The organism is Streptomyces sp. B1866, assembly GCF_031932565.1.
In the GTDB taxonomy this organism is placed as follows: Bacteria; Actinomycetota; Actinomycetes; order Streptomycetales; family Streptomycetaceae; genus Streptomyces.
This window is the reverse complement of the sequence record NZ_JAVSCF010000017.1, coordinates 19540-39178: the sequence shown is the minus strand read 5'-3', so window position 1 is coordinate 39178 and position 19639 is coordinate 19540. Positions and strand designations below refer to the sequence as shown.

Here is a 19639-nt window from a genome sequence, read left to right as displayed (position 1 = left end):
GATGTCAGCCACAGACGCGGACAGCACCCGCATCGCCGTCACGGGCCTGGCCGGCCGGTTCCCCGGCGCGCCCGACGTCGACGCCTTCTGGCGCAACCTGGCCGACGGCCGGGAGAGCGTGTCGGCGCTCACCGAGCGGGACCTGCGGGAGTCCGGCCCGGTGCCCGCGGAGGCGGCCGACCCGCGCTACGTGCGGGCCAAGGGCGTGCTCGCGGACGCCGACCGGTACGACGCGGGCTTCTTCGGCCACACGCCGCGCGAGGCCGAGCTGCTGGACCCCCAGCACCGGGTGTTCCTGGAGTGCGCCTGGGAGGCGCTGGAGTCGGCGGGCGTGGACCCGGGCTCGTTCGGCGGCCGGATCGGCGTCTTCGGCGGCGCCAGCCTCAACTCGTACCTGATGTTCAACCTGCTGGGCAACCGCCGGGTGTTCGAGTCGGCCGGCGCCTACCGCGCGCTGCTGGCGGGCGACAAGGACTTCCTGGCGACCCGGGCGGCGTACGCCTTCGGCCTGACCGGCCCGGCCGTCACCGTCCAGACCGCCTGCTCCACCTCGCTGACGGCCGTGCACCTGGCCTGCCAGAGCCTGCTGGCCGGCGAGTGCGACCTGGCGCTGGCCGGCGGGGTGTCGGTGTCGGTGCCGCTGACGTCCGGCTACCCGCACGAGCAGGGCGGCATCCTGTCCGCCCAGGGCCGCTGCCGCCCCTTCGACGCCGCCGCCGACGGCACCGTGCCCGGCAACGGGGTGGGCCTGGTGGTGCTGCGCCGCCTCGCCGACGCGCTGGCGGCGGGCGACCGGGTGGACGCCGTCATCCTGGGCACGGCCGTCAACAACGACGGCTCCGACAAGGTGGGCTGGACCGCGCCCAGCGTCACCGGCCAGGCCGAGGTGATCGCCGAGGCGCTGGCGGTGGCGGACGTGGACCCGGCCACCATCGGGTACGTCGAGGCGCACGGCACCGGCACCGCGCTGGGCGACCCCATCGAGATCGCCGCCCTCACCCGCGCCTGGCGGGAGTACACCCCCGCGACGGGCTACTGCGCGATCGGCTCGGTGAAGAGCAACGTCGGCCACCTGGACGCGGCCGCCGGGGTCACCGCCCTGATCAAGGCGGTGCTCGCGCTGCGCGAGGAGGCCATTCCGGCCACCGCCGGGTTCACCGCGCCGAACCCGGAGCTGTCCCTGGAGACCACGCCGTTCTACGTCACCGGGGAGCGGCGGCCCTGGCCGCGGGGCGGCGCGCCGCGCCGGGCCGCCGTCAGCTCCTTCGGCATCGGCGGCACCAACGCGCACCTGATCCTCCAGGAGGCGCCGGCCGCCGAGCCCGCTCCCGCACCGGCCGCCGACGGGCCGGTGCCGCTGCCGCTGCCGCTGTCCGCCCGCTCCGCCGACGCCCTGGCGGCCGGGGCGCACCGGCTCGCCGACCACCTGGCGGCGCACCCGGACACCCCGCTGGCCGAGGTGGCGCACACCCTCGCGTACCGGCGGAAGGCGTTCGAGCGGCGCCGGACGGTGCTGGCCGCCACCCCGGCGGACGCGGTCGCCGCGCTGCGCCGCCTCGCGCCCGCCGACGCCGTACGGGCCGCGGAGAACGCCCCGGTGGCGCTGCTGTTCCCCGGCCAGGGCGCCCAGTACCCGGGCATGGCCCGCGGCCTGTACGCGCGCCACCCGGCCTTCGCCGCCGCGGTCGACCGGTGCGCGGAGCTGTTCGCCGGGCACCTGGGCGAGGACCTGCGGCCGCTGCTGTTCGACGGCGCGGCGGAGGGCGCCGGCGAGCGGCTGGCCCGTACGGGCACCACCCAGCCCGCGCTGTTCACCGTCGGGTACGCGCTGGCCCGGCTGTGGGAGGAGTTCGGCGTGCGGCCGCGGGCGATGGCCGGGCACAGCGTCGGCGAGTACGTGGCCGCCTGCCTGGCCGGCGTCTTCTCGCTGCCCGACGCGGTGCGCCTGGTGGCCGTCCGGGGGCGGCTGGCCGAGGCCATGCCGCCGGGCGCGATGCTGTCGGTGTTCCTGCCGGAGGCCGAGGCCCGGGCGCTGGCGGCGGACGGCCCGCTGGAGGTCGCCGCGGTCAACTCCACCGGCCTGAGCGTGGTCAGCGGCCCCGAGGAGGACATCGCCGCGCTCCAGCGGCGGCTGACCGCCGAGGGCACCGGGTGCAGGCGGCTGCGCACCTCGCACGCCTTCCACTCCGCGAGCATGGACGCGGCCGTGGAGCCGCTGGTGGCCGCGGTGGCACGGGTGCCGCGCGAGGCGCCCGCCGTACCGTTCCTGTCCTGCGTGACCGGCACCTGGATCACCGCCGAGCAGGCCACCAGCCCCGCGTACTGGGGCCGCCAGCTGCGCGAGCCGGTGCTGTTCGCCGCCGCGCTCCAGGAACTGCTCGCCGACGAGGACCTGGTGCTGCTGGAGGCCGGGCCGGGCCGGACGCTGGGCGACTTCGCCCGCGCCCACCGGTCCTGGCGGCCGGGCCGCACCGCGCCGGCCTCGCTGCGGCACCCGGGCGAGGAGCGCGAGGACCACGAGGCGCTGCTGGAGGCGCTGGGCGGCCTGTGGGCGGCCGGGGTGCCGGTGGACTGGCGGCCCGCGCTCGGCGGGCAGGCCGGACGCGGGCCCGCGCTGCGGCTGCCCGGCTACGCCTTCCAGCGGCAGCGCTACTGGGTGCGGCCGGACTCCTCACCTGTCGGCGCCGGGGAGGAGCCGCAGGAGACCGCCGGGGGCTTCTGGGCGCCCGGCTGGAAGCGGCTGCCCGAGCCCGCCGCCCGGCCCGCGCCCGCGCCCGGCGCGGCGGACCGCGAGCTGTGGGCCGTGCTCGGCGCCGACCTGCCGCTGGGCGCCGCGCTCGCCGACCTGCTGGCCGCCGAGGGGCACCCGGTCGTACGGGTCGAGGCGGGCGCGGCGCTCGACCACGGCCCGGACGGGTCGTGGCGGGTGGACCCCGCCGACCGGGAGCACCTGGCGGACCTGCTCAAGGGCCTGGACGCCGACCGGCCGGGCCCGCTGCGGCTGGTGCACCTGTGGAGCACCGGCCGCGCCCCCGGCGGGGAGCCGGACGCCGACGCGCTGCGCGCGGCCCGGCGGACCGGCTTCGACAGCCTGCTCGCCCTCGCCCAGGCCCTGGGCGAGCCGCGGCGGGACGGGCCGGTCACGCTCGACGTGCTGTGCCGCGGCGTGCACAGCGTCACCGGCGAGGAGGCGCTCCAGCCGGAGAACGCCGTCCTGCTGGGCGCCTGCGCGGTGATCCCGCAGGAGGTGCCCGGCGTCGCCTGCCGCAGCGTGGACGTCACCGGCCTGGACCCGTACGACCCGGGCCCGGCGCCGGTGCGGGCGCTGCGCGCGCTGCTGGACCGGCCGGTGGCCGACCGGGAGCTGGCGCTGCGCGGCACGCACGGCTGGCGGCGGGAGGACGACGCCGTGCCGCTGGACGCTCCGCAGGCGGACGGCACCGGCGCCGACGGCCCGTACGGCGGGCTGCCGGTGCGGGTCCGGCCGGGCGGGGTGTACCTGGTCACCGGCGGGCTCGGCGGCGTCGGCCTGGCGCTGGCCGAGACGCTGGCGGACGCCGCCGAGCGGCCCGTCCTCGGCCTGCTGGCCCGCTCGCCCTTCCCGGCGGCCGACGAGTGGGACGGCTGGCTGGCCGCGCACGGCGCCGACGACCCGGTCAGCGCGCGCATCGGCCGCCTGCGGCGGCTGGCCGGGCGCGGCGCCCGGGTCGAGGTGCTGCGCGCCGACGTCACGGACGCGGCGGCCACGGCCGCGGCGGTGGCCGCGCTGCGCGACCGGCACGGCCCCCTGAACGGCGTCGTCCACGCGGCGGGCCTGCCCTCCCGGGGCATGATCGCCGGCAAGTCGGCGCAGGACGCGGACGAGGTGCTGGCGGCGAAGACCACCGGCACGCTGGTGCTGGACGCGGTGTGCCGGGAGGACCCGCTGGACTTCCTGCTGCTGTGCTCGTCGGTGACGGCCCGGCTGGGCGGGCCGGGGCAGAGCGACTACGCCGCGGCCAACGCCTTCCTCGACGCCTTCGCGCAGTGGAAGCGGCAGCACACCGGCGCCCCCGTGACCGCGATCGCGTGGGACACCTGGCGCGGCGTCGGCATGGCCGCCGGGCTCGGCACCCGGCTGGGCACCGGGCCGGGCGGCGGCGGGCCGGCCGGGCACCCGCTGCTGCGGCTGGTGGAGGACCGCGACGGGCGGCGCACCTACCGGACCACCCTGGACACCGGGCACTGGGTGCTGGCCGACCACCGCCTGATGGGCCACGGCCTGCTGCCGGGCACGACCTACCTGGAGCTGGTCCGCGCGGCCGTGGCCGAGCAGGCCGCGGGCCGGGTCACCGAGCTGACCGAGGTGCTGTTCAGCGCGCCGGTGATCGTGCCCGACGGCGGCTCCCGGGAGGTGTACACCACGGTCGAACCGGACGGCGACCGGCTGCGGTTCACGGTGCGCAGCCGCGTCGCGGGCCCCGGCGGGGAGCCCGCCTGGCGGGAGCACGCCGGCGGCCGCGTCGTCTTCCACGAGCGCGGCCCGGCCACCGTACGGGACCTGGCCGGGCTGCGCGCGGAGGTGGGCCCGGCCGAGGTCATCGACTCCGAGCAGGAGATCAGGCGCCGCTTCGGGATCGACCGCATCGAGCACGGCGGGCCGCTTCAGTTCGCCTTCGGGCCGCGCTGGCAGTGCCTGCGGGCCATCGAGGCGGGCGAGCGCGGGCTGCTGGCGACGCTGCGCCTGGACGACGCGTTCCTGGGCGACCTGGCGGACTACCCGCTGCACCCGGCGCTGCTGGACGTGGCGGGCGCCGCGGCCCGGCTGCGCGCGCCGGACGTGTACTACCTGCCGTTCAGCTACGGCAGCCTGCGGATCGAGGCGCCGCTGACCGGCACGGTGCACTGCCGGGTGGAGCTGAAGGGCCCGCCCGGCGACGGCGAGACCCTGACCTGCGACACGCACGTATACGACCCCGAGGGCCGGCTGCTGGTGGCCATCGGCGACTTCACCATCAAGCGCATCACCGACCTGGGGGCGCTGCACGAGCAGGTGCGGCGGGCCGTGGCCGACGCGGCGGCCGGACCGGACGAGGCGGGCCCGCTGCGGCTGCTCGCCGAGGGCATGAGCGAGGCGGAGGGCCGGGCGGCGTTCGCCCGCCTGCTGGCCGCGCCCGCCCTGCCCGCGCACCTGGCCGTCACCCGCCGCCCGCTGCCTGCCCTGCTGCGGCTGGCCCGCTCGCTGACCCCCGAGCGGCTGGCCGGCGAGCTGGCCGGGCTGGCCCCGCCGGGCGGCAGCCATCCCCGCCCCGACCTCGACACGCCCTACACGGCGCCGGAGACGGACCTCCAGCGGGCGGTCGCCGAGGTCTGGCAGGAGGTGCTGGGCATCGACCGGGTGGGACTGCACGACGACTTCTTCGCGCTCGGCGGGCACTCGCTGTCCGCCGTGCAGATCGGCGCCAAGCTCCGGCAGCGGTTCGGAGCCGACCTGGAGCTGCGGGACTTCTTCCGCGCGCCCACCGTGGCGCACACCGCCGTCCTGCTGGCGGACGGGCCTGCCCCGGGCGCGGACGCCGGGTCCGGCGGGGACGACCCGATCCCGGTCCTGGACCGCCACGGCGGCGCGGCGGACGGCCCCGACGCGACGGCGGAGATGGCGGAGCTGTCCGACGCCGAGGTGGAGGCGCAGTTGCGCGCACTGCTCGCCGCCGAGGCGGCCGAGGCCGACGGGGCCATCGAGGCCCATGAGTCTGACGAGGCCGGCGGAGCCGCCGAGGCCGACGAACAGGAGAACCCGGCATGACCACCCCTGACCTGCGCGGCATGACGGCCGCCGAGAAGCGGGCCCTGCTGGCCGAGCGGCTGCGGGCCGCGGCGGCCCGGCAGCCGGCGCGCCGGGAGTTCCCCGCCTCGTACGCCCAGCAGCGCCTGTGGTTCCTGGAGCGGCTCACCCCCGGCAGCGCCTCCTACCACGTGCCCGGCGCGCTGCGGGTCCTCGGCCCGCTGGACGTCGGCGTGTGGCGGCGGGCCGTGGCCGAGATCGCCCGGCGGCACGAGGCGCTGCGCACCGTCTTCCGCGAGGCCGACGGCCGGCCGGTGCAGGTCGTCGGCGAGGACGGCGGCCCGTCGGTGACCGTGGCCGACCGCCCGGACCTGCGCGGACCGGACGGCGCGGCGCGCCTGGCGGAGCTGGCCCGGGAGGAGTTCGCCCGGCCCTTCGACCTGGCGGCGGGGCCGCTGCTGCGGATGACGTTCCTGCGGCTGGCGCCCGAGGAGCACGTCCTGCTGCTGACGATGCACCACATCGTCGGCGACCTGTGGTCGACCTCCGTGTTCCTGCGCGAACTCGCCGAGCTGTACGGGGCGATGGCCGCCGGGCGGGCGCCGGAGCTGCCCGCGCCGCGCATCCAGTACGCCGACTGGGCGGTCTGGCAGCGCGGACGGGTGGACAGCGGCGCCGTGGACGGCGACCTGGCGTACTGGCGGCAGGCCCTGGCGGGCGCGCCGCCGGCCCTGGAGCTGCCCACCGACCGGCCCCGTCCGGCGGTGCTGTCCACCCGGGGCGGCTCCCTGCCGTTCCGGCTGCCCGCCCCGGTGATGGACGCGGTGCGGGAGCTGAGCCGCAGGGAGGGCGTCACCCCGTTCATGACGGTGCTGGCCGCCTTCCAGGTGCTGCTGCACCGCTACAGCGGGCAGGAGGACGTCGTGGTCGGCGCGCCGGTGGCCGGCCGGGGCCGCCCCGAGACCGAGCCGCTGATCGGCTTCTTCGTCAACATGCTCGCGCTGCGCACCGACCTGTCCGGCGACCCGTCCTTCCGGGAGCTGCTGGCCCGGGTGCGCCAGGTGTGCCTGGACGGCTTCGCGCACCAGGAGCTGCCGTTCGAGCGGCTGGTGGAGGAGCTGCGGCCGGGCCGCGACCTGTCGCGTACGCCGGTGTTCCAGGTGTCGTTCGTCTTCCAGAACATCCCGCTGCCCGAGTTCACCGCCGGGGGTCTGCGCCTGGAGACGCTGGAGGTGGCGAGCGCCAGCGCCCGCTTCGACCTGGAGTTGCAGGTCTTCGACCGGCCCGACGGGCTGACCGGGTGGTTCGAGTACAACAGCGACCTGTTCGACGCGGCCACCGTGGCGGGCATGGCCGACGCCCTGCGGACCCTGGTCGCGGACCTGGTCGCCCGGCCAGCGGAGCCGATCGGCCGGGCGAGGCTGCTGACCGGCGCCGAGGAGGAGCGGCTGCGCGCCCTGGGCACCGCCGCCCCGCGCGCCTGGCGCGACCCGGCGCCCGCCCACCTGCGGATCGCGGAGCAGGCCGCGCGCACCCCGGGCGCCGAGGCGCTGCGGCACGGCGCCGAGGCGCTGGACTACGCCGCGCTGGACCGCCGCGCCGACCGGCTCGCGCACCGGCTGCGCCGCCTCGGCGTGGGCCCGGGGGCGCTGACCGGCGTCTGCGTGGAGCGCTGCCCGGACATGGTGGTGGCGCTGCTGGCGGTGTGGAAGGCGGGCGGCGCGTGGGTGCCGCTGGACCCGGCGCTGCCCGCCGCGCGGCTGGCGTACATGGCCGAGGACTCCCGGCTCGCGGTGCTGCTGACGCACAGTCCGCTGCTGGGGCTGGTGCCCGCCGAGGGCGCGGCGGTGCTGTGCCTGGACCGGGAGCGCGCCGCCCTGGCCGCCGAGCCGGACGGCCCGCCGCAGGCGCGGGCCACCGGGGACGACCCGGCGTACGTCCTCTACACCTCCGGCTCCACCGGCCGTCCCAAGGGCGTGCAGGTGCCGCACCGGGCGCTGGCCAACTTCCTCGCCTCCATGGCCGAGACGCCGGGCCTGACGGACGCCGACACGCTGCTGGCGGTCACCACCCTGTCCTTCGACATCGCGCTGCTGGAGCTGCTGCTGCCGCTGGCCACCGGCGGCCGGGTGGTGCTGGCCGACCGGGAGACCGCCGCCGACGGCGCCCGCCTGGCGGCCGCGCTGGACGCCTGCGAGGCCACCGTCATGCAGGCCACCCCGGCGACCTGGCGGATGCTGCTGGACGCCGGCTGGCGCGGCCGGCCGGGGCTGCGCGCGCTGGTCGGCGGCGAGGCCCTGCCCGCCGCGCTGGCCGACCGCCTGCTGGGCCTGGGCCTTGAGGCGTGGAACATGTACGGGCCCACCGAGACCACCATCTGGTCCGCGACGGCCCGGCTGGACGGCGGCCCGGTGGTCCTCGGCGAGCCCATCGCCGAGACCGAGCTGCACGTGCTGGACGCCGCCGGCCGCCTGGTGCCGCCCGGCGTGCCCGGCGAGTTGCACATCGGCGGCGCGGGCCTGGCCGACGGCTACCTGGGCCGGCCCGAGCTGACGGCCGAGCGGTTCGTGCCGCACCCGTTCTCCGCCGCGCCCGGCGCGCGGCTGTACCGCACCGGCGACCTGGTGCGCCGCCGCGCCGACGGGTCGGTGGAGTTCCTGGGCCGCCTCGACCACCAGGTCAAGCTGCGCGGCTACCGGATCGAGCTGGGCGAGATCGAGTCGCTGCTGGCCCGCGAGGACGCCGTCGCGCACGCCGCGGTCGTGGTCCGCGAGGACACCCCGGGCGACCAGCGGCTGGTGGCGTACGTGGTGCCCGGCCCGCACGCCGGTCCCGCCGGGGACCTGCCGGGGCTCCTGCGCGAGCGGCTGGGCCGCATGCTGCCCGGCTACATGGTGCCGTCGGTGTTCGTCCCGCTGGACGCGCTGCCGCTGACGCCGAACGGCAAGACCGACCGCGGGGCGCTGCCCGCCCCTGCCTCCGGCGCGGGCGGGCGGGCCGCGCGCGTGGCGCCGCGCACGCCCGCCGAGGCGGCGCTGTGCGCGCTGTTCGCGGAGGTGCTGGGCGTGCCGGAGGTCGGCGCGGAGGACAGCTTCTTCGAGTTGGGCGGGCACTCGCTGCTCGCCACCCGCCTGGTGTCCCGGATCCGCGCGGAGCTGGGCGCCGAACCCGCGGTGCGCACCCTGTTCGAGGCGCCCACGCCCGCGGGTCTGGCCCGGCGGCTGGCGGACGCCGGGGCGGCCCGCCCGCCGCTGGTCCCGCGGCCCCGGCCCGAGGTGCTGCCGCTGTCGTTCGCCCAGCACCGCATGTGGTTCCTGCACGAGATGGACGGGCCGTCCGCGACGTACAACATCCCGCTGGGCCTGCGGCTGACCGGGCCTCTGGACGCGGGCGCGCTGCGCGCCGCGCTGGCCGACGTGACGGCCCGCCACGAGGCGCTGCGCACCGTCTACCCGGCCGTGGGCGGCGAGCCCGGGGCGCACGTCCTGCCGCCCGAGGGCGCCCGCCCGGAGCTGACGGTGGTCCCGCTCGGCGCGGACGAGCTGCCGGGCGCGGCGGCGGACGCCGCGGGCCACGTGTTCGACCTGGCGCGCGACATCCCCGTACGGGCCTGGCTGTTCGCCCTCGGCCCCGAGGACCACGCGCTGGTGGTCGTGGTCCACCACATCGCCGCCGACGGCTGGTCGCTGGCCCCCCTGGCCCGGGACCTGGCCGCCGCCTACACGGCGCGGCTGGCCGGGCGGGCGCCCGGCTGGGAGCCGCCGGCCGTGCAGTACACCGACTACGCGCTGTGGCAGCGGAAGCTGCTCGGCGGCGAGGACGACCCGGGCGGGCTGCTGCGCGGCACGCTGGACCACTGGCGTACGGCCCTGGCGGGCCTGCCGGACCGGATCCCGCTGCCGGCCGACCGGCCGCGCCCGGCCCGCGCCACGCACGCCGGCGGCCTGCACGCCTTCACCTGGGACCGGGAGCTGCACGGGCGGCTCGCGGAGCTGGCCGCCGGCTGCGGCGCGACGCCGTTCATGGTGTTCACCGCGGGCCTGGCCGCGCTGTACGCCCGGCTGGGCGCGGGCGAGGACATCCCGCTGGGCGCCGCCGTCGCCGGCCGCACCGACCGGGCGACCGAGGACCTGGTCGGCCTGTTCGTCAACACCCTGGTGCTGCGCGTGGACGCCTCCGGCGAACCGGCCTTCCGCGAGCTGCTGGCCCGGGTGAAGGAGACCGCGCTGGACGCCTACGCGCACCAGGACGTCCCGTTCGAGTACCTGGTGGACGCCCTCGCCCCGGCCCGCTCGCTGGCCCACCACCCGCTGGTGCAGACCGTGGTGACCTGGCAGACCGGGCCGGGCGGCACGCTGGACCTGCCCGGCGTACGGGCCGAACCGCTCACCGCGCCCACCGGCACCGCTCGGATGGACCTGGCGTGGATGCTCACCGAGCGGCGCGAGCCGGGCGGCGCGCCCGGCGGCATCGAGGGCACCGTCGAGTTCAGCGCCGACCTGTTCGACCCCGGCACCGTACGGGCCCTGGCCGACCGGCTGCACCGGCTGCTCCGGGCGGCGGTGGCCGACCCGGACCGGCCGGTGGCCGACCTGGACCTGCTGGCCCCCGGCGAGCGGCACCGGCTGGTGACCGAGTGGAACGGCACCGCCCGCCCGCTCCCCGACGGCGGCCTGGCCGAGCTGTTCCGCGCCCAGGCGGCGCGCACCCCCGACCGGGAGGCGGTGACCTGCCAGGACCGCGCGTGGACCTACGCCGCGCTGGACGCCGCGTCCGACCGGCTGGCCCGGCGCCTGGCGGACCTGGGCGTGCGCCCCGGCGGTGCGGTGGCCCTGCTGCTGGAGCGCTCGCCGGAACTGGTCGCGGCCGTGCTGGCGGTGGTGAAGGCCGGCGGCGTGTACGTGCCGCTGGACCCGCGGGCGCCGCTGGCCCGGATGCGGCTGATCACCGAGCTGACCGGGGCGTCGGTGCTGCTGGTGGACGACGCCGCGCCCGAGCACCCGGCCCGGGAGGGCTTGCGCGTACTGGACGCGGCCGGCGCCCTCGCCGCCGACACGGACGGCGCGGCGCCGTGGCCGGAGCCGGACCCGTCCCGGACCGCCTACGTGATGTTCACCTCCGGCTCCACCGGCACGCCCAAGGGCGTGGTGGTCAGCCACCGCAACGTCGTCGCGCTGGCCCGGGACCGGCGGTTCGCGGAAGGAGACCACAGCGCGGTGCTGATGCACTCCCCCACCGCCTTCGACGCCTCCACCTACGAGCTGTGGGTGCCGCTGCTGTCCGGCGGCCGCGTCGTCACCGCGCCGCCCGGCCCGGTGGACCTCGACGTGCTGGCCGACACCGTCACCCGGCACGGCGTGACCGCCGCGTTCTTCACCACCGCCCTGTTCAACCTGCTGGCCGAGCAGCGCCCGGCGGCGCTGGGGGCGCTGCGCGAGGTGTGGACCGGCGGCGAGGCCGCCTCGCCGCGCGCCTTCGCCCGCGCCCTGGCCGCCTGCCCGGACACCCGGCTGGTGCACGTCTACGGGCCGACGGAGACCACCACGTTCGCCACCTGCCACCCGGTGGCGGGCCCGGTGGGCGACACGGTGCCCATCGGCCGCCCCATGGACAACACGCGGGTGTACGTGCTGGACGCGCGGCTGCGGCCGGTGCCGCCGGGCGCGCCCGGCGAGCTGTACGTCGCGGGCGACGGCGTCGCCGACGGCTACCTGGGCCGCCCCGACCTGACCGAGCAGCGGTTCACGGGCGACCCGTTCGGCCCGCCCGGCGCGCGGACGTACCGCACCGGCGACCTGGTGCGGCAGCACTCCGACGGGCTCGTGGAGTTCCTGGGCCGCGCCGACGACCAGGTGAAGATCCGCGGCTTCCGCATCGAGCCCGGCGAGGTCGAGGCGGCGCTGCTGGCGCACCCCGGCGTCGCCCAGGCCGCCGTCGTGGTGCGCGAGGACCGCCCCGGCGACCGGCGGCTGGCCGGCTACGCCACGCCCGCCGGCGCCGACGCGCCCGACCCGGCGGAGCTGCGGGCGTTCCTGGCCGAGCGGCTGCCGCGCTACCAGGTGCCCGACACCGTCACCGTGCTGGCGGCGCTGCCGCTGACCGCGAACGGGAAGGTCGACCGGCGGGCCCTGCCCGCCCCGGCCGCGCCCGGCCCGGCCCCGTCCGCGCCGCCGCGCACGGCGGGCGAGCGGCGGATGTGCGAGGCGTTCGCCGAGGTGCTGGGCGTGCCGCGGGTGGGGGTGCACGACGACTTCTTCGAGCGGGGCGGCAACTCGCTGATGGTCACCCGGCTGGTGGCGCGGCTGCGCACCGCCACCGGGGTGCCGGTGCCCATCCGCGCCCTGTTCGAGCACCCGACCCCCGCCCTCCTGGCGGACTGGCTGACCGACCAGGCCGCCACGCCGGACGGCGCCGCGGCCGCCCCGATCCCGGTGGCGGACCGGTCAGGGCCGGTGCCGGTGTCGTTCGCCCAGGGCTGGCTGTGCCAGTACAACCCGGTGCCCGTCGAGGACCCGTTCCACAACGTGCCCACGGCGCTGGTGCTGCGCGGCGGCCTGGACGAGGCGGCGCTGCGCGCGGCGCTGGACGACGTGGTGCGCCGCCACGAGGCGCTGCGGGTGCGGGTGGTCCGCGAGGAGGACGGCCGCTGGACGCAGCACGTCCACCCGGACGGCGGCTGGCCGCTTGCGTCGCTGGACCTGCGGGGGCTGGACGAGGCGGCGCGGGAGCGGGAGCTGCGCGCGCTGCTGGCCCGGGAGGAGCGCCGGCCGTTCCGCACCGCCGAGGAGCCGCTGCTGCGCGGCACCCTGGTGCGTACCGCCGAGGACGAGAGCGTCCTGGTGTGGGTGATCCACCACCTGGTCACCGACAACTGGAGCTACGGGGTGCTGCTGCGGGAGCTGGCCGAGCTGTACGCGGCCCGCCTGGCCGGCCGCGCACCGGGCCTGCCGCCCCTGCCCGTCGGGTACGCGGACGTCAGCGCGTGGCAGCACGGCCGACTGACCGGCGGGGCGCTGGAGCCGGACCTGGCCTACTGGCGCCGCCGGCTCGCCGGCCTGCCCGGGCGGCTGGACCTCGCCGCGCCCGCGCACCAGGCCCTGCCCGCGGCGGTCGGCACCACGCGCGGCTTCGCGCTGGACTCCGGCGCCACGCGGGCCCTGCACGGGCTGGCCCGCAGCGAGGGCGCCAGCCTCTTCATGGTCCTGATGGCCGCCTACCACGTGCTGCTGTCCGCCTACTCCGGCAGCGACGACATCGCGGTGTCCTACCCGCTGGCCGGCCGCGAACGCGAGGAGACGCACCCGCTGATCGGCTTCTTCGTCAACCACCTGATCGCCCGCAGCGACCTGTCCGACGGCCCGACGTTCCGCGAGCTGGTCGGACGGCTGCGGGAGGAGATCCTGGGCGGCTACGCGCACCAGAGCGCGCCGCTGTGGACGCTGCCGGAGGTCGCGGGCCACGACCACGACCCGTTCTCCCTCTCCTTCAACCTGCTCAACGCCGCGGTCGCCGACCTGGACCTGGCCGGGGTGAAGGCCGCCCCGCTGGAGATGGACATCGGCGACGACTACGTCTTCTCCGAGGTCGTCATCACCATGGAGGCGCAGGCGGTCGACCTGTCGCTGATGATGCGCGAGGACGGCGGCGAGCTGCGCGGGATGTGGCTGTACTCCCTGGAGCGCTTCGACGCCCGGGCCGTCGCCGCCCTGACGCACCAGTGGGCCCCGCTGGTCGCCATGGCCACCGCGCACCCGGACACGCCGGTCGCCGAACTGCGCCGCCGCCTGCTCCAGGTCCCGCTGGGCCTCGGGGACGGGGAGCCCCGGTGACCGGCACCTGGCTGACCGACGCGGACCGCGCCGCCCCGGCCGCGGCGCGGCTGCTGTGCCTGCCGTACGCGGGCGGCGGGGCGTCCGCCTACCGCGGCTGGCAGGCCGCCGCGCCGCGCGGCCTGCGGGTGTGCCCGCTGGAGCCGCCGGGCCGGGGCCGCCGGCTGCTGGAGGCCCCGTTCACCCGGCTGGCGCCGCTGGTCAGGTCGCTGACCGAAGACCTGGCCGGGGTGCTGGACCGGCCGTACGCGCTCTTCGGCCACAGCATGGGTGCGCTCATCGCCTTCGAACTGGCACGGGCGCTGCGGCAGCGCGGACTCCCGCCCCCGGTCCGGCTGTTCGTCTCCGGCTCGGCGGCCCCCGAGGTGCCGCGCCACCGCCCCGGGCTGCGGCACGCCACGGGCGCACAGATCCGCGAGGAGCTGCGGTCCCTGGGCGGCACGCCGCCTGAACTGCTGGCGAACGACGAGCTGATGGACCTGGTGCTGCCGGCTCTGCGGGCCGACTTCTCGCTGCTGGAGACCTACGAGTACCGCGTCCGGCCGCCGCTGCCGGTGCCGATCACGGTCTTCGGCGGCAGATCCGACCCGTCGGTCCGGCTGCCGCAGCTGTACCCCTGGCGCGGGCACGGCGCCGCGGGCACCCGGCTGCTGATGCTCCCGGGCGACCACTTCTTCCTGCACACGGCCACCGCGGCGGTGTGGCGGGAGATCAGGACCGACCTGGCACACGACCTTCCGGCCGGCCTCCCCGGCGCCGGAGCGGCAGTGAAGCTCGCCGCGGCCACCACCGACTCGCAGGAAGAAGGCCAGACATGACACACGCACCGGCGCAGCCGCTCACCGAGGGCATCGGCCTGGTCCGGCTGGACCACGTGGGGATCGCGGTCCCCGACCTCGACGCGGCGGTCGACCACTACGAGCGGTCCTTCGGCATGCGCTGCGTCCACCGCGAGGACAACCTCGAACAGGGCGTACGCGAGGCCATGCTGTCCGTGGGCCCCACCCCGGACACCGGCTGCCTGCAACTCCTGGCACCGCTCACCCCCGACTCCCCGATCGCCGCCTTCCTCGGCCGCTCGGGCCCGGGCGTGCAGCAGGTGGCCTGCGTGGTACGGGACGTGACGGCGGCGGCCGACACCCTCCGCGCCCGCGGCGTACGCCTGCTGCACCCCACCCCCCGCACCGGCACGGCCGGGTCCCGCATCAACTTCGTCCACCCCAAGGACGCGGGCGGCATCCTGCTGGAACTGGTCGAACTCCCGGCCGACGCCCCCGCACCGGCCGCCGTCTGACCGGCTGCCGCGCCGATCCCGCCGGGCGGGCGGCGCGGGGGGCCGACGTGTGCCGCGCCTGCCTCTCCGCACACGTCGGCCCCCGTGTCCCTCATCACCGACGGGGGCGTGGCGCCCGGTGCGCGGTTCCGGCCGCGCGGCTACGGGCAGGCGGGGGCGGGGCCCGGACACCGGCCGGGCTCGCCCCGCCGAGGGACGACCCGCCGTCCCAGCGAGCTGGAACGGGGACTAGCGGTTGTACTTGCGGGACAGGTAATCGGCGGCGTTCTCGGTGAGGCCGCTCGCCAGGGCCCGGATGTCGTCCGGCTGGTCCGGGTCCTGCGCGGTCTGCGCCGCCTCGGCCAGGGCCCGGATGTCGCGGAACAGGTCGTCATCGGGCACGTCGTCGGGGTTCACCGGCTTGACTGCCAAGGTCGTTCCTCCTTCTGTCGGGTATCGGTTCACGACGTCCGGCAGGTGCCCGTCGTCGCCACCTGCCGGGGCCCGCTCCGGTCGCGTCCCCGCGGCCGGAGCGGGGGTCTCTAGGNGGCCCGCTCCGGTCGCGTCCCCGCGGCCGGAGCGGGGGTCTCTAGGGGGCGAGGCACCCGGGGCAGTTCACGGGCCGGTGCCATTCCGTCGTCACTCCGGACGCGCCGCACGCCGCGCCACCGGGCCCGGGCCTGTGCACGGTCTCCAGGTCTTGGCCGACCGTCACGGTCCAGCCGCCGGGCGGCGGGACGACGAGGACCGGGTCGTCGTCGTCCGCGACGGGCGGAGTGCGGACCACGGCGGGCCCAGCGCCCAGCTTTTCGCGGAAGCGCCCGATCAACTCGGCCTTGCGGTCACGCTGTCGCAGCGCGTCCGCATCGTCCTTCGCCCGGGCCGCCGTGGTCTTGCCCTTGCGTTTCGTCTGGCGGACTTCGATCGGTCCACTCACGAGTGGTTCCTTTCGATGCGCCCCGCCTGCCGGATGAGAAGGGGAGTCATCCGGTGAGGGCGAGGGGTTTACAGGGTGCCGGTGAAAGCGACGGAGAGCAGAAATCCCACTGCCGCCGAAGCGGCGAACAGGAGCGCGCCGACGACGAACCGGCCGATCATGGAAATCAGGTCGAGTCCTTTTCCGCGAGGACCAGTACGGCGTAGTCCACGTACGCCCGCTGGAAGCGGTGGTGTCCGGGGTTGTCCCGGGCGTGCCTCCGGATCCACTCCACGCATTCGTCCTCGCTGCCGACGAATCCGCTCGTGGCGCCGCAGTCGCTGTCGCCTCCCGTCACGCACATGATCGAACGGACCACTTCGGCCGTCTGGTCCTGTACCAGGTCGTAGGCAACGAAGCGGAAAACCGCCCGGGGCACGCCACTCACCGCCGCTTGACCTCCCTTCGGATCGCGAGGGCGAAGTCCCGGGCGTCGCTGGGGCTGATCGCTCCCAGCGAGATGGACGAGTCGGTACGGCCGCAGGGAGCACAGGGCGCTACCACTTTGATGTCCGGAAGGACCACGCCAAGCTCTGTCAGGGCCATTTCCAAGTCCTGCTTGGCCTTTTCCGCGTCACGCGTAAGGTCCTCGGCGGTCACCAGGGCCGTCCCCGCCCGCGGCTCCGGCACGCGCTCCTCAAGTTCCGGATGCTCGTGTGCGTCCGGCACGAGGGCTCCGAGCTGATCCGCTAACGCGCGGGCGAGATCGATCAGCCGTTCGAGTTCTTCGGACACTGACGGGGTATCAGCCACGAGGGATGCGCCTCCGGTTGACTCGGGGGGGCTGGGTGCTCCATGTAACTGGGTGGTCACGCGGCGCGGTACCGTGTGCGGTGATCGGGACGTGCACATGGATGCAAGCGCAGGAGGCGCGCTATGGGGAGCTTCGAGCCGAACGGGGCGCTGAGGGCGCTGCTGAGCGAGACCGGATGGAGTCCGCGACAGCTGGCCGATGAGGTGAACAAGGTGGGCACCGAGCGCCGCACACCGACGACGTACAAGCGTCAGAGCGTGGTGCACTGGCTCAACGGACACGTCCCCATGGAGGAGAACCGGCCCCTGATCCGTGAGGCGTTCGCGCGTAAGCTGGACCGGTCGATCACATATGCGGATCTTGGGATGGCCCCACCGAAGGATGACAGCCCGAACGGGAGTATGGATACCCTTGAAGGGTTGGCCGACCTAGCCAGGAGTGACATGGACCCCTCGCGCCGCAGCGTTGTCAACACGGCCCTGTTCTCTTCGGCGTTGGGGATTCCCAAGCTGGAAGACCTAGCCGACCGAGTTTCCGCCATCCGGTCTGGCCGCACCAACCAAATCGGCCAGCCGGAAGTCGAATTGGTCAAGGACGCGATCCAGCGCTTTTCCGATCTCGACTACAGGCAGGGCGGCCGCCACACTCGCCCGCAAGCCGCCGCATTCATCGTGAACACGGTCGTCCCATTCCTCCGGGCCAACGCGCCGGAAGCCGTACGCAAGGCAATGCTGTCCGCCGCCTCGGATCTCTGCTACCTGACAGGCTATATGGCCGTTGACGAGGGAATTCACGGAATGGGACAGCGATACTACCTCAAGGCCCTTGAGCTGGCAGGTGAAGCAGAAGACCGTTCCATGTACGTTGTCACATTGTGCGCTATGAGTTCTCAGGCCGTGAACCTGGGTCATGGCGCCCCCGCGCTACGTCTGGCGGATTCGGCGATCCCGGTATCCGCGCAGGAAAGCCCGAACATTCGGGCACACCTGACCGTCCAAAAGGCATATGCCGCCGCAGCAACCGGAGACGTGTCCGGCGCTCATTCGCTGCTCAGCAACGCTGAAGCGCTTATGGCCAGGGCGCAGCCCGAGGAAAAAGCGGTGGTCGGCCACTTCGGCCCGTCCACATTGGCTCGCTACGAGGCGCAGGTTCACTACAGTTTGGGCAAGGTGCGCGAGTCGGTCAGGTCCATGCAGGAGTCCGTCACCTTACGCAGCGGCTCACACACCACGCACACGCGCAGCGAACTGCTCGACACGGCCCGACTCGCAGAGCGCCAGTGCGAAATGGGACACCTTGAAGGGGCATGTGCAACGTGGAACAAGGTGTTGGACAGCTACAAACTCGTCCACTCCGGCCGATGCGACGACCGCATCACTGAAATGCTCCGCATGCTGAAGCCCTATGCCCGGAACCACCACGCTCGGGCCCTGTGGGAGCGCGCGCGGGAGGAGGTTCCGTCGAGAATCCGGACCGCCAGGAACCGAGCCGCGCGCGCATAGAACGGGCTGCGGGGCTTCTGCCGACCCCATGACGGCGGAAGCCTCCCGCACACCCGGCGAACCCAGGGTCAGGAGCCCTTCCCCACCGGCGCCAGGATCGCCACGCACTCCACATGATGCGTCATCGGGAACAGGTCCAGCGCCCGCAGCCACCGCGGCGCGTAGCCGCCCTCGCGGAAGTACGCCAGGTCGCGGGCGAGCGCCGCCGGGTCGCAGGCGACGTACGCGATGCGGCGGGCGCCGAGGGCGGCGACGCGGGCGACCGTCTCGCGGCCGGCGCCCGCGCGGGGCGGGTCCAGGACGACCAGGTCGGCGGCGGTGATGCCGGTGGCGGGCAGGACGCGTTCGACCGTGCCGTGTTCGACGCGGACGCGGGGCAGGTCGCGCAGGTTGTGGCGGGCGTCGTCGGCGGCGCGGGCGTCGGACTCGATGCCGAGCACGGCGCCGCGCTCGCCGACGCGTTCGCCCAGGGCGCCGGCGAACAGGCCGACGCCGCAGTACAGGTCCAGGGCCGTGTCGCCCTTGTGCGGGGTCAGGCCCCGCATGACGGCCTCCACCAGCAGGTCCGCGGCCTTGTGGTGGACCTGCCAGAAGCCGCCCTCGCCGACCCGCCAGGTGCGGTCCGCCGCGCGCTCGCGGACGAAGGGGCGGCCGTGCACGCGGTGCACCCGGCCGTCGCGTTCGCCGACGCGCAGCACGGACACCGGGCGGTCCAGCTCCACCAGCGGCAGCCGGCCGCCCGGGCGCGGGGTGAGGACGACCTGCCGGTCCGAGGAGCCGGTGGCGGCGATCGCCTCGACGGTCGCGATGTCCGGCCACGCGCGCGTCTCGACGCCCAGCTCCGACACGCCCGGCGCGGCGATCAGGCAGCGGTCGACCGGCTCGACCTCGTGCGAGCGGTGGCGGCGCAGGCCGGGGCGGCCCTGGTCGTCCACCGCGTACGTCACGCGGGTGCGCCACGCCGGGACCTCGCCCTTGGCGACCTTGTCGCCGGGCGCGGGCTCCACGGTGCCGTCCCAGCCGGCCTGCTCGGGGGTGAGCCCGGCCAGCCGGGCGAGCTGTTCGGCGACCACCTCGCCCTTGAGGCGGCGCTGGGCGCCGGGGGCCACGTGCTGCCAGTCGCAGCCGCCGCACCGGCCGGGGCCGGAGAACGGGCAGGGCGCCTCGACGCGGTCCTTGGCGGCGTCCAGCACCCGTACGGCGTCGGCGCGCAGGAAGCGGGAGCCGGCGCCGCCCTCGGTGACCTTGGCGACGACCCGCTCGCCGGGCAGCGTGTGCCGGACGAACAGCACCCGGCCCTCCGCGGTGCGCGCCACGCAGTGGCCGCCGTGCGCCACCGGCCCGACCTCGACCTCGTACTCCTCGCCGACCAGCGACTCCCGCTCCGCCGTCCGATCTGCTGACTGGGATGCTGCCTGCGGCTGTGACGGCATGGGGACGCGGCTCCGGGGGGATGGCAGGGAATGGCGGTCGGGTGGCCACGTCACACCGGTCGGGAACACCAGTCGGGCATACCGGGCGGCGGGTGGGACACCAGCCTG

The 19639-nt window shown here is 76.1% G+C and carries 10 protein-coding genes; 5 read left to right on the top strand and 5 right to left on the bottom strand.

Going from position 1 to position 19639, the window contains the following annotated elements:
- The first annotated feature begins 1 nt into the window (after position 1).
- From RKE29_RS04890 to mce, 4 genes are read left to right on the top strand one after another with little or no spacing between them, the layout of a single operon-like run.
- Complete coding sequence (locus tag RKE29_RS04890; protein WP_312003774.1) at positions 2–5785, top strand: SDR family NAD(P)-dependent oxidoreductase; 5784 nt, start codon at positions 2–4, stop codon at positions 5783–5785.
- A complete protein-coding gene (locus RKE29_RS04885; RefSeq protein WP_312003773.1) occupies positions 5782–13593 on the top strand; it encodes a non-ribosomal peptide synthetase in 7812 nt (2603 codons plus the stop codon). The genes RKE29_RS04890 and RKE29_RS04885 overlap by 4 nt, the downstream gene beginning before the upstream one ends.
- The gene (locus RKE29_RS04880) at positions 13590–14411 is read left to right on the top strand and encodes an alpha/beta fold hydrolase (RefSeq protein WP_312003772.1); all 822 of its coding nucleotides are present in this window, start codon (positions 13590–13592) and stop codon (positions 14409–14411) included. The genes RKE29_RS04885 and RKE29_RS04880 overlap by 4 nt, the downstream gene beginning before the upstream one ends.
- Positions 14408–14887, top strand: coding sequence for a methylmalonyl-CoA epimerase (gene mce / locus RKE29_RS04875; protein WP_312003771.1), 480 nt, complete (start codon positions 14408–14410; stop codon positions 14885–14887). The genes RKE29_RS04880 and mce overlap by 4 nt, the downstream gene beginning before the upstream one ends.
- Positions 14888–15115: 228 nt before the next feature.
- Here the strand turns inward: mce and RKE29_RS04870 are convergent, their stop codons facing one another.
- From RKE29_RS04870 to RKE29_RS04855, 4 genes are all read right to left on the bottom strand, one after another.
- Positions 15116–15298, bottom strand: a complete 183-nt coding sequence (locus RKE29_RS04870) for a hypothetical protein (RefSeq protein ID WP_312003770.1) — start codon at positions 15296–15298, stop codon at positions 15116–15118.
- A gap of 157 nt (positions 15299–15455) precedes the next feature.
- Entirely contained in the window at positions 15456–15803 is a 348-nt protein-coding gene (locus RKE29_RS04865; protein ID WP_312003769.1) for a hypothetical protein, read from the bottom strand.
- 166 nt (positions 15804–15969) lie between these two features.
- Positions 15970–16230, bottom strand: a complete 261-nt coding sequence (locus RKE29_RS04860; RefSeq protein ID WP_312003768.1) for a hypothetical protein — start codon at positions 16228–16230, stop codon at positions 15970–15972.
- Positions 16227–16577, bottom strand: a complete 351-nt coding sequence (locus RKE29_RS04855; protein ID WP_312003767.1) for a hypothetical protein — start codon at positions 16575–16577, stop codon at positions 16227–16229. Before RKE29_RS04855 ends, RKE29_RS04860 begins: the two co-directional genes overlap by 4 nt.
- A gap of 141 nt (positions 16578–16718) precedes the next feature.
- Between RKE29_RS04855 and RKE29_RS04850 the strand changes: the two genes are divergently transcribed.
- On the top strand, positions 16719–18098 hold the full coding sequence (locus RKE29_RS04850) for a tetratricopeptide repeat protein (RefSeq protein WP_312003766.1): 1380 nt from the start codon (positions 16719–16721) through the stop codon (positions 18096–18098).
- A gap of 68 nt (positions 18099–18166) precedes the next feature.
- On the opposite strand, the gene RKE29_RS04845 is transcribed toward RKE29_RS04850, so the two are convergent.
- Positions 18167–19531 (bottom strand): TRAM domain-containing protein, encoded by a 1365-nt coding sequence (locus RKE29_RS04845; RefSeq protein ID WP_312003765.1) that lies wholly within the window; start codon positions 19529–19531, stop codon positions 18167–18169.
- Positions 19532–19639: the final 108 nt, after the last annotated feature.

What these genes read in the sequence shown, in the direction of transcription:
- RKE29_RS04890 (WP_312003774.1), top strand. Translation starts at nt 2, where the DNA reads ATGTCAGCCACAGACGCGGACAGCACCCGCATCGCCGTCACGGGCCTG.
- RKE29_RS04885 (WP_312003773.1), top strand. Translation starts at nt 5,782, where the DNA reads ATGACCACCCCTGACCTGCGCGGCATGACGGCCGCCGAGAAGCGGGCC.
- mce (WP_312003771.1), top strand. Translation starts at nt 14,408, where the DNA reads ATGACACACGCACCGGCGCAGCCGCTCACCGAGGGCATCGGCCTGGTC.
- RKE29_RS04850 (WP_312003766.1), top strand. Translation starts at nt 16,719, where the DNA reads ATGGGGAGCTTCGAGCCGAACGGGGCGCTGAGGGCGCTGCTGAGCGAG.
- RKE29_RS04845 (WP_312003765.1), bottom strand. Translation starts at nt 19,531, where the DNA reads ATGCCGTCACAGCCGCAGGCAGCATCCCAGTCAGCAGATCGGACGGCG.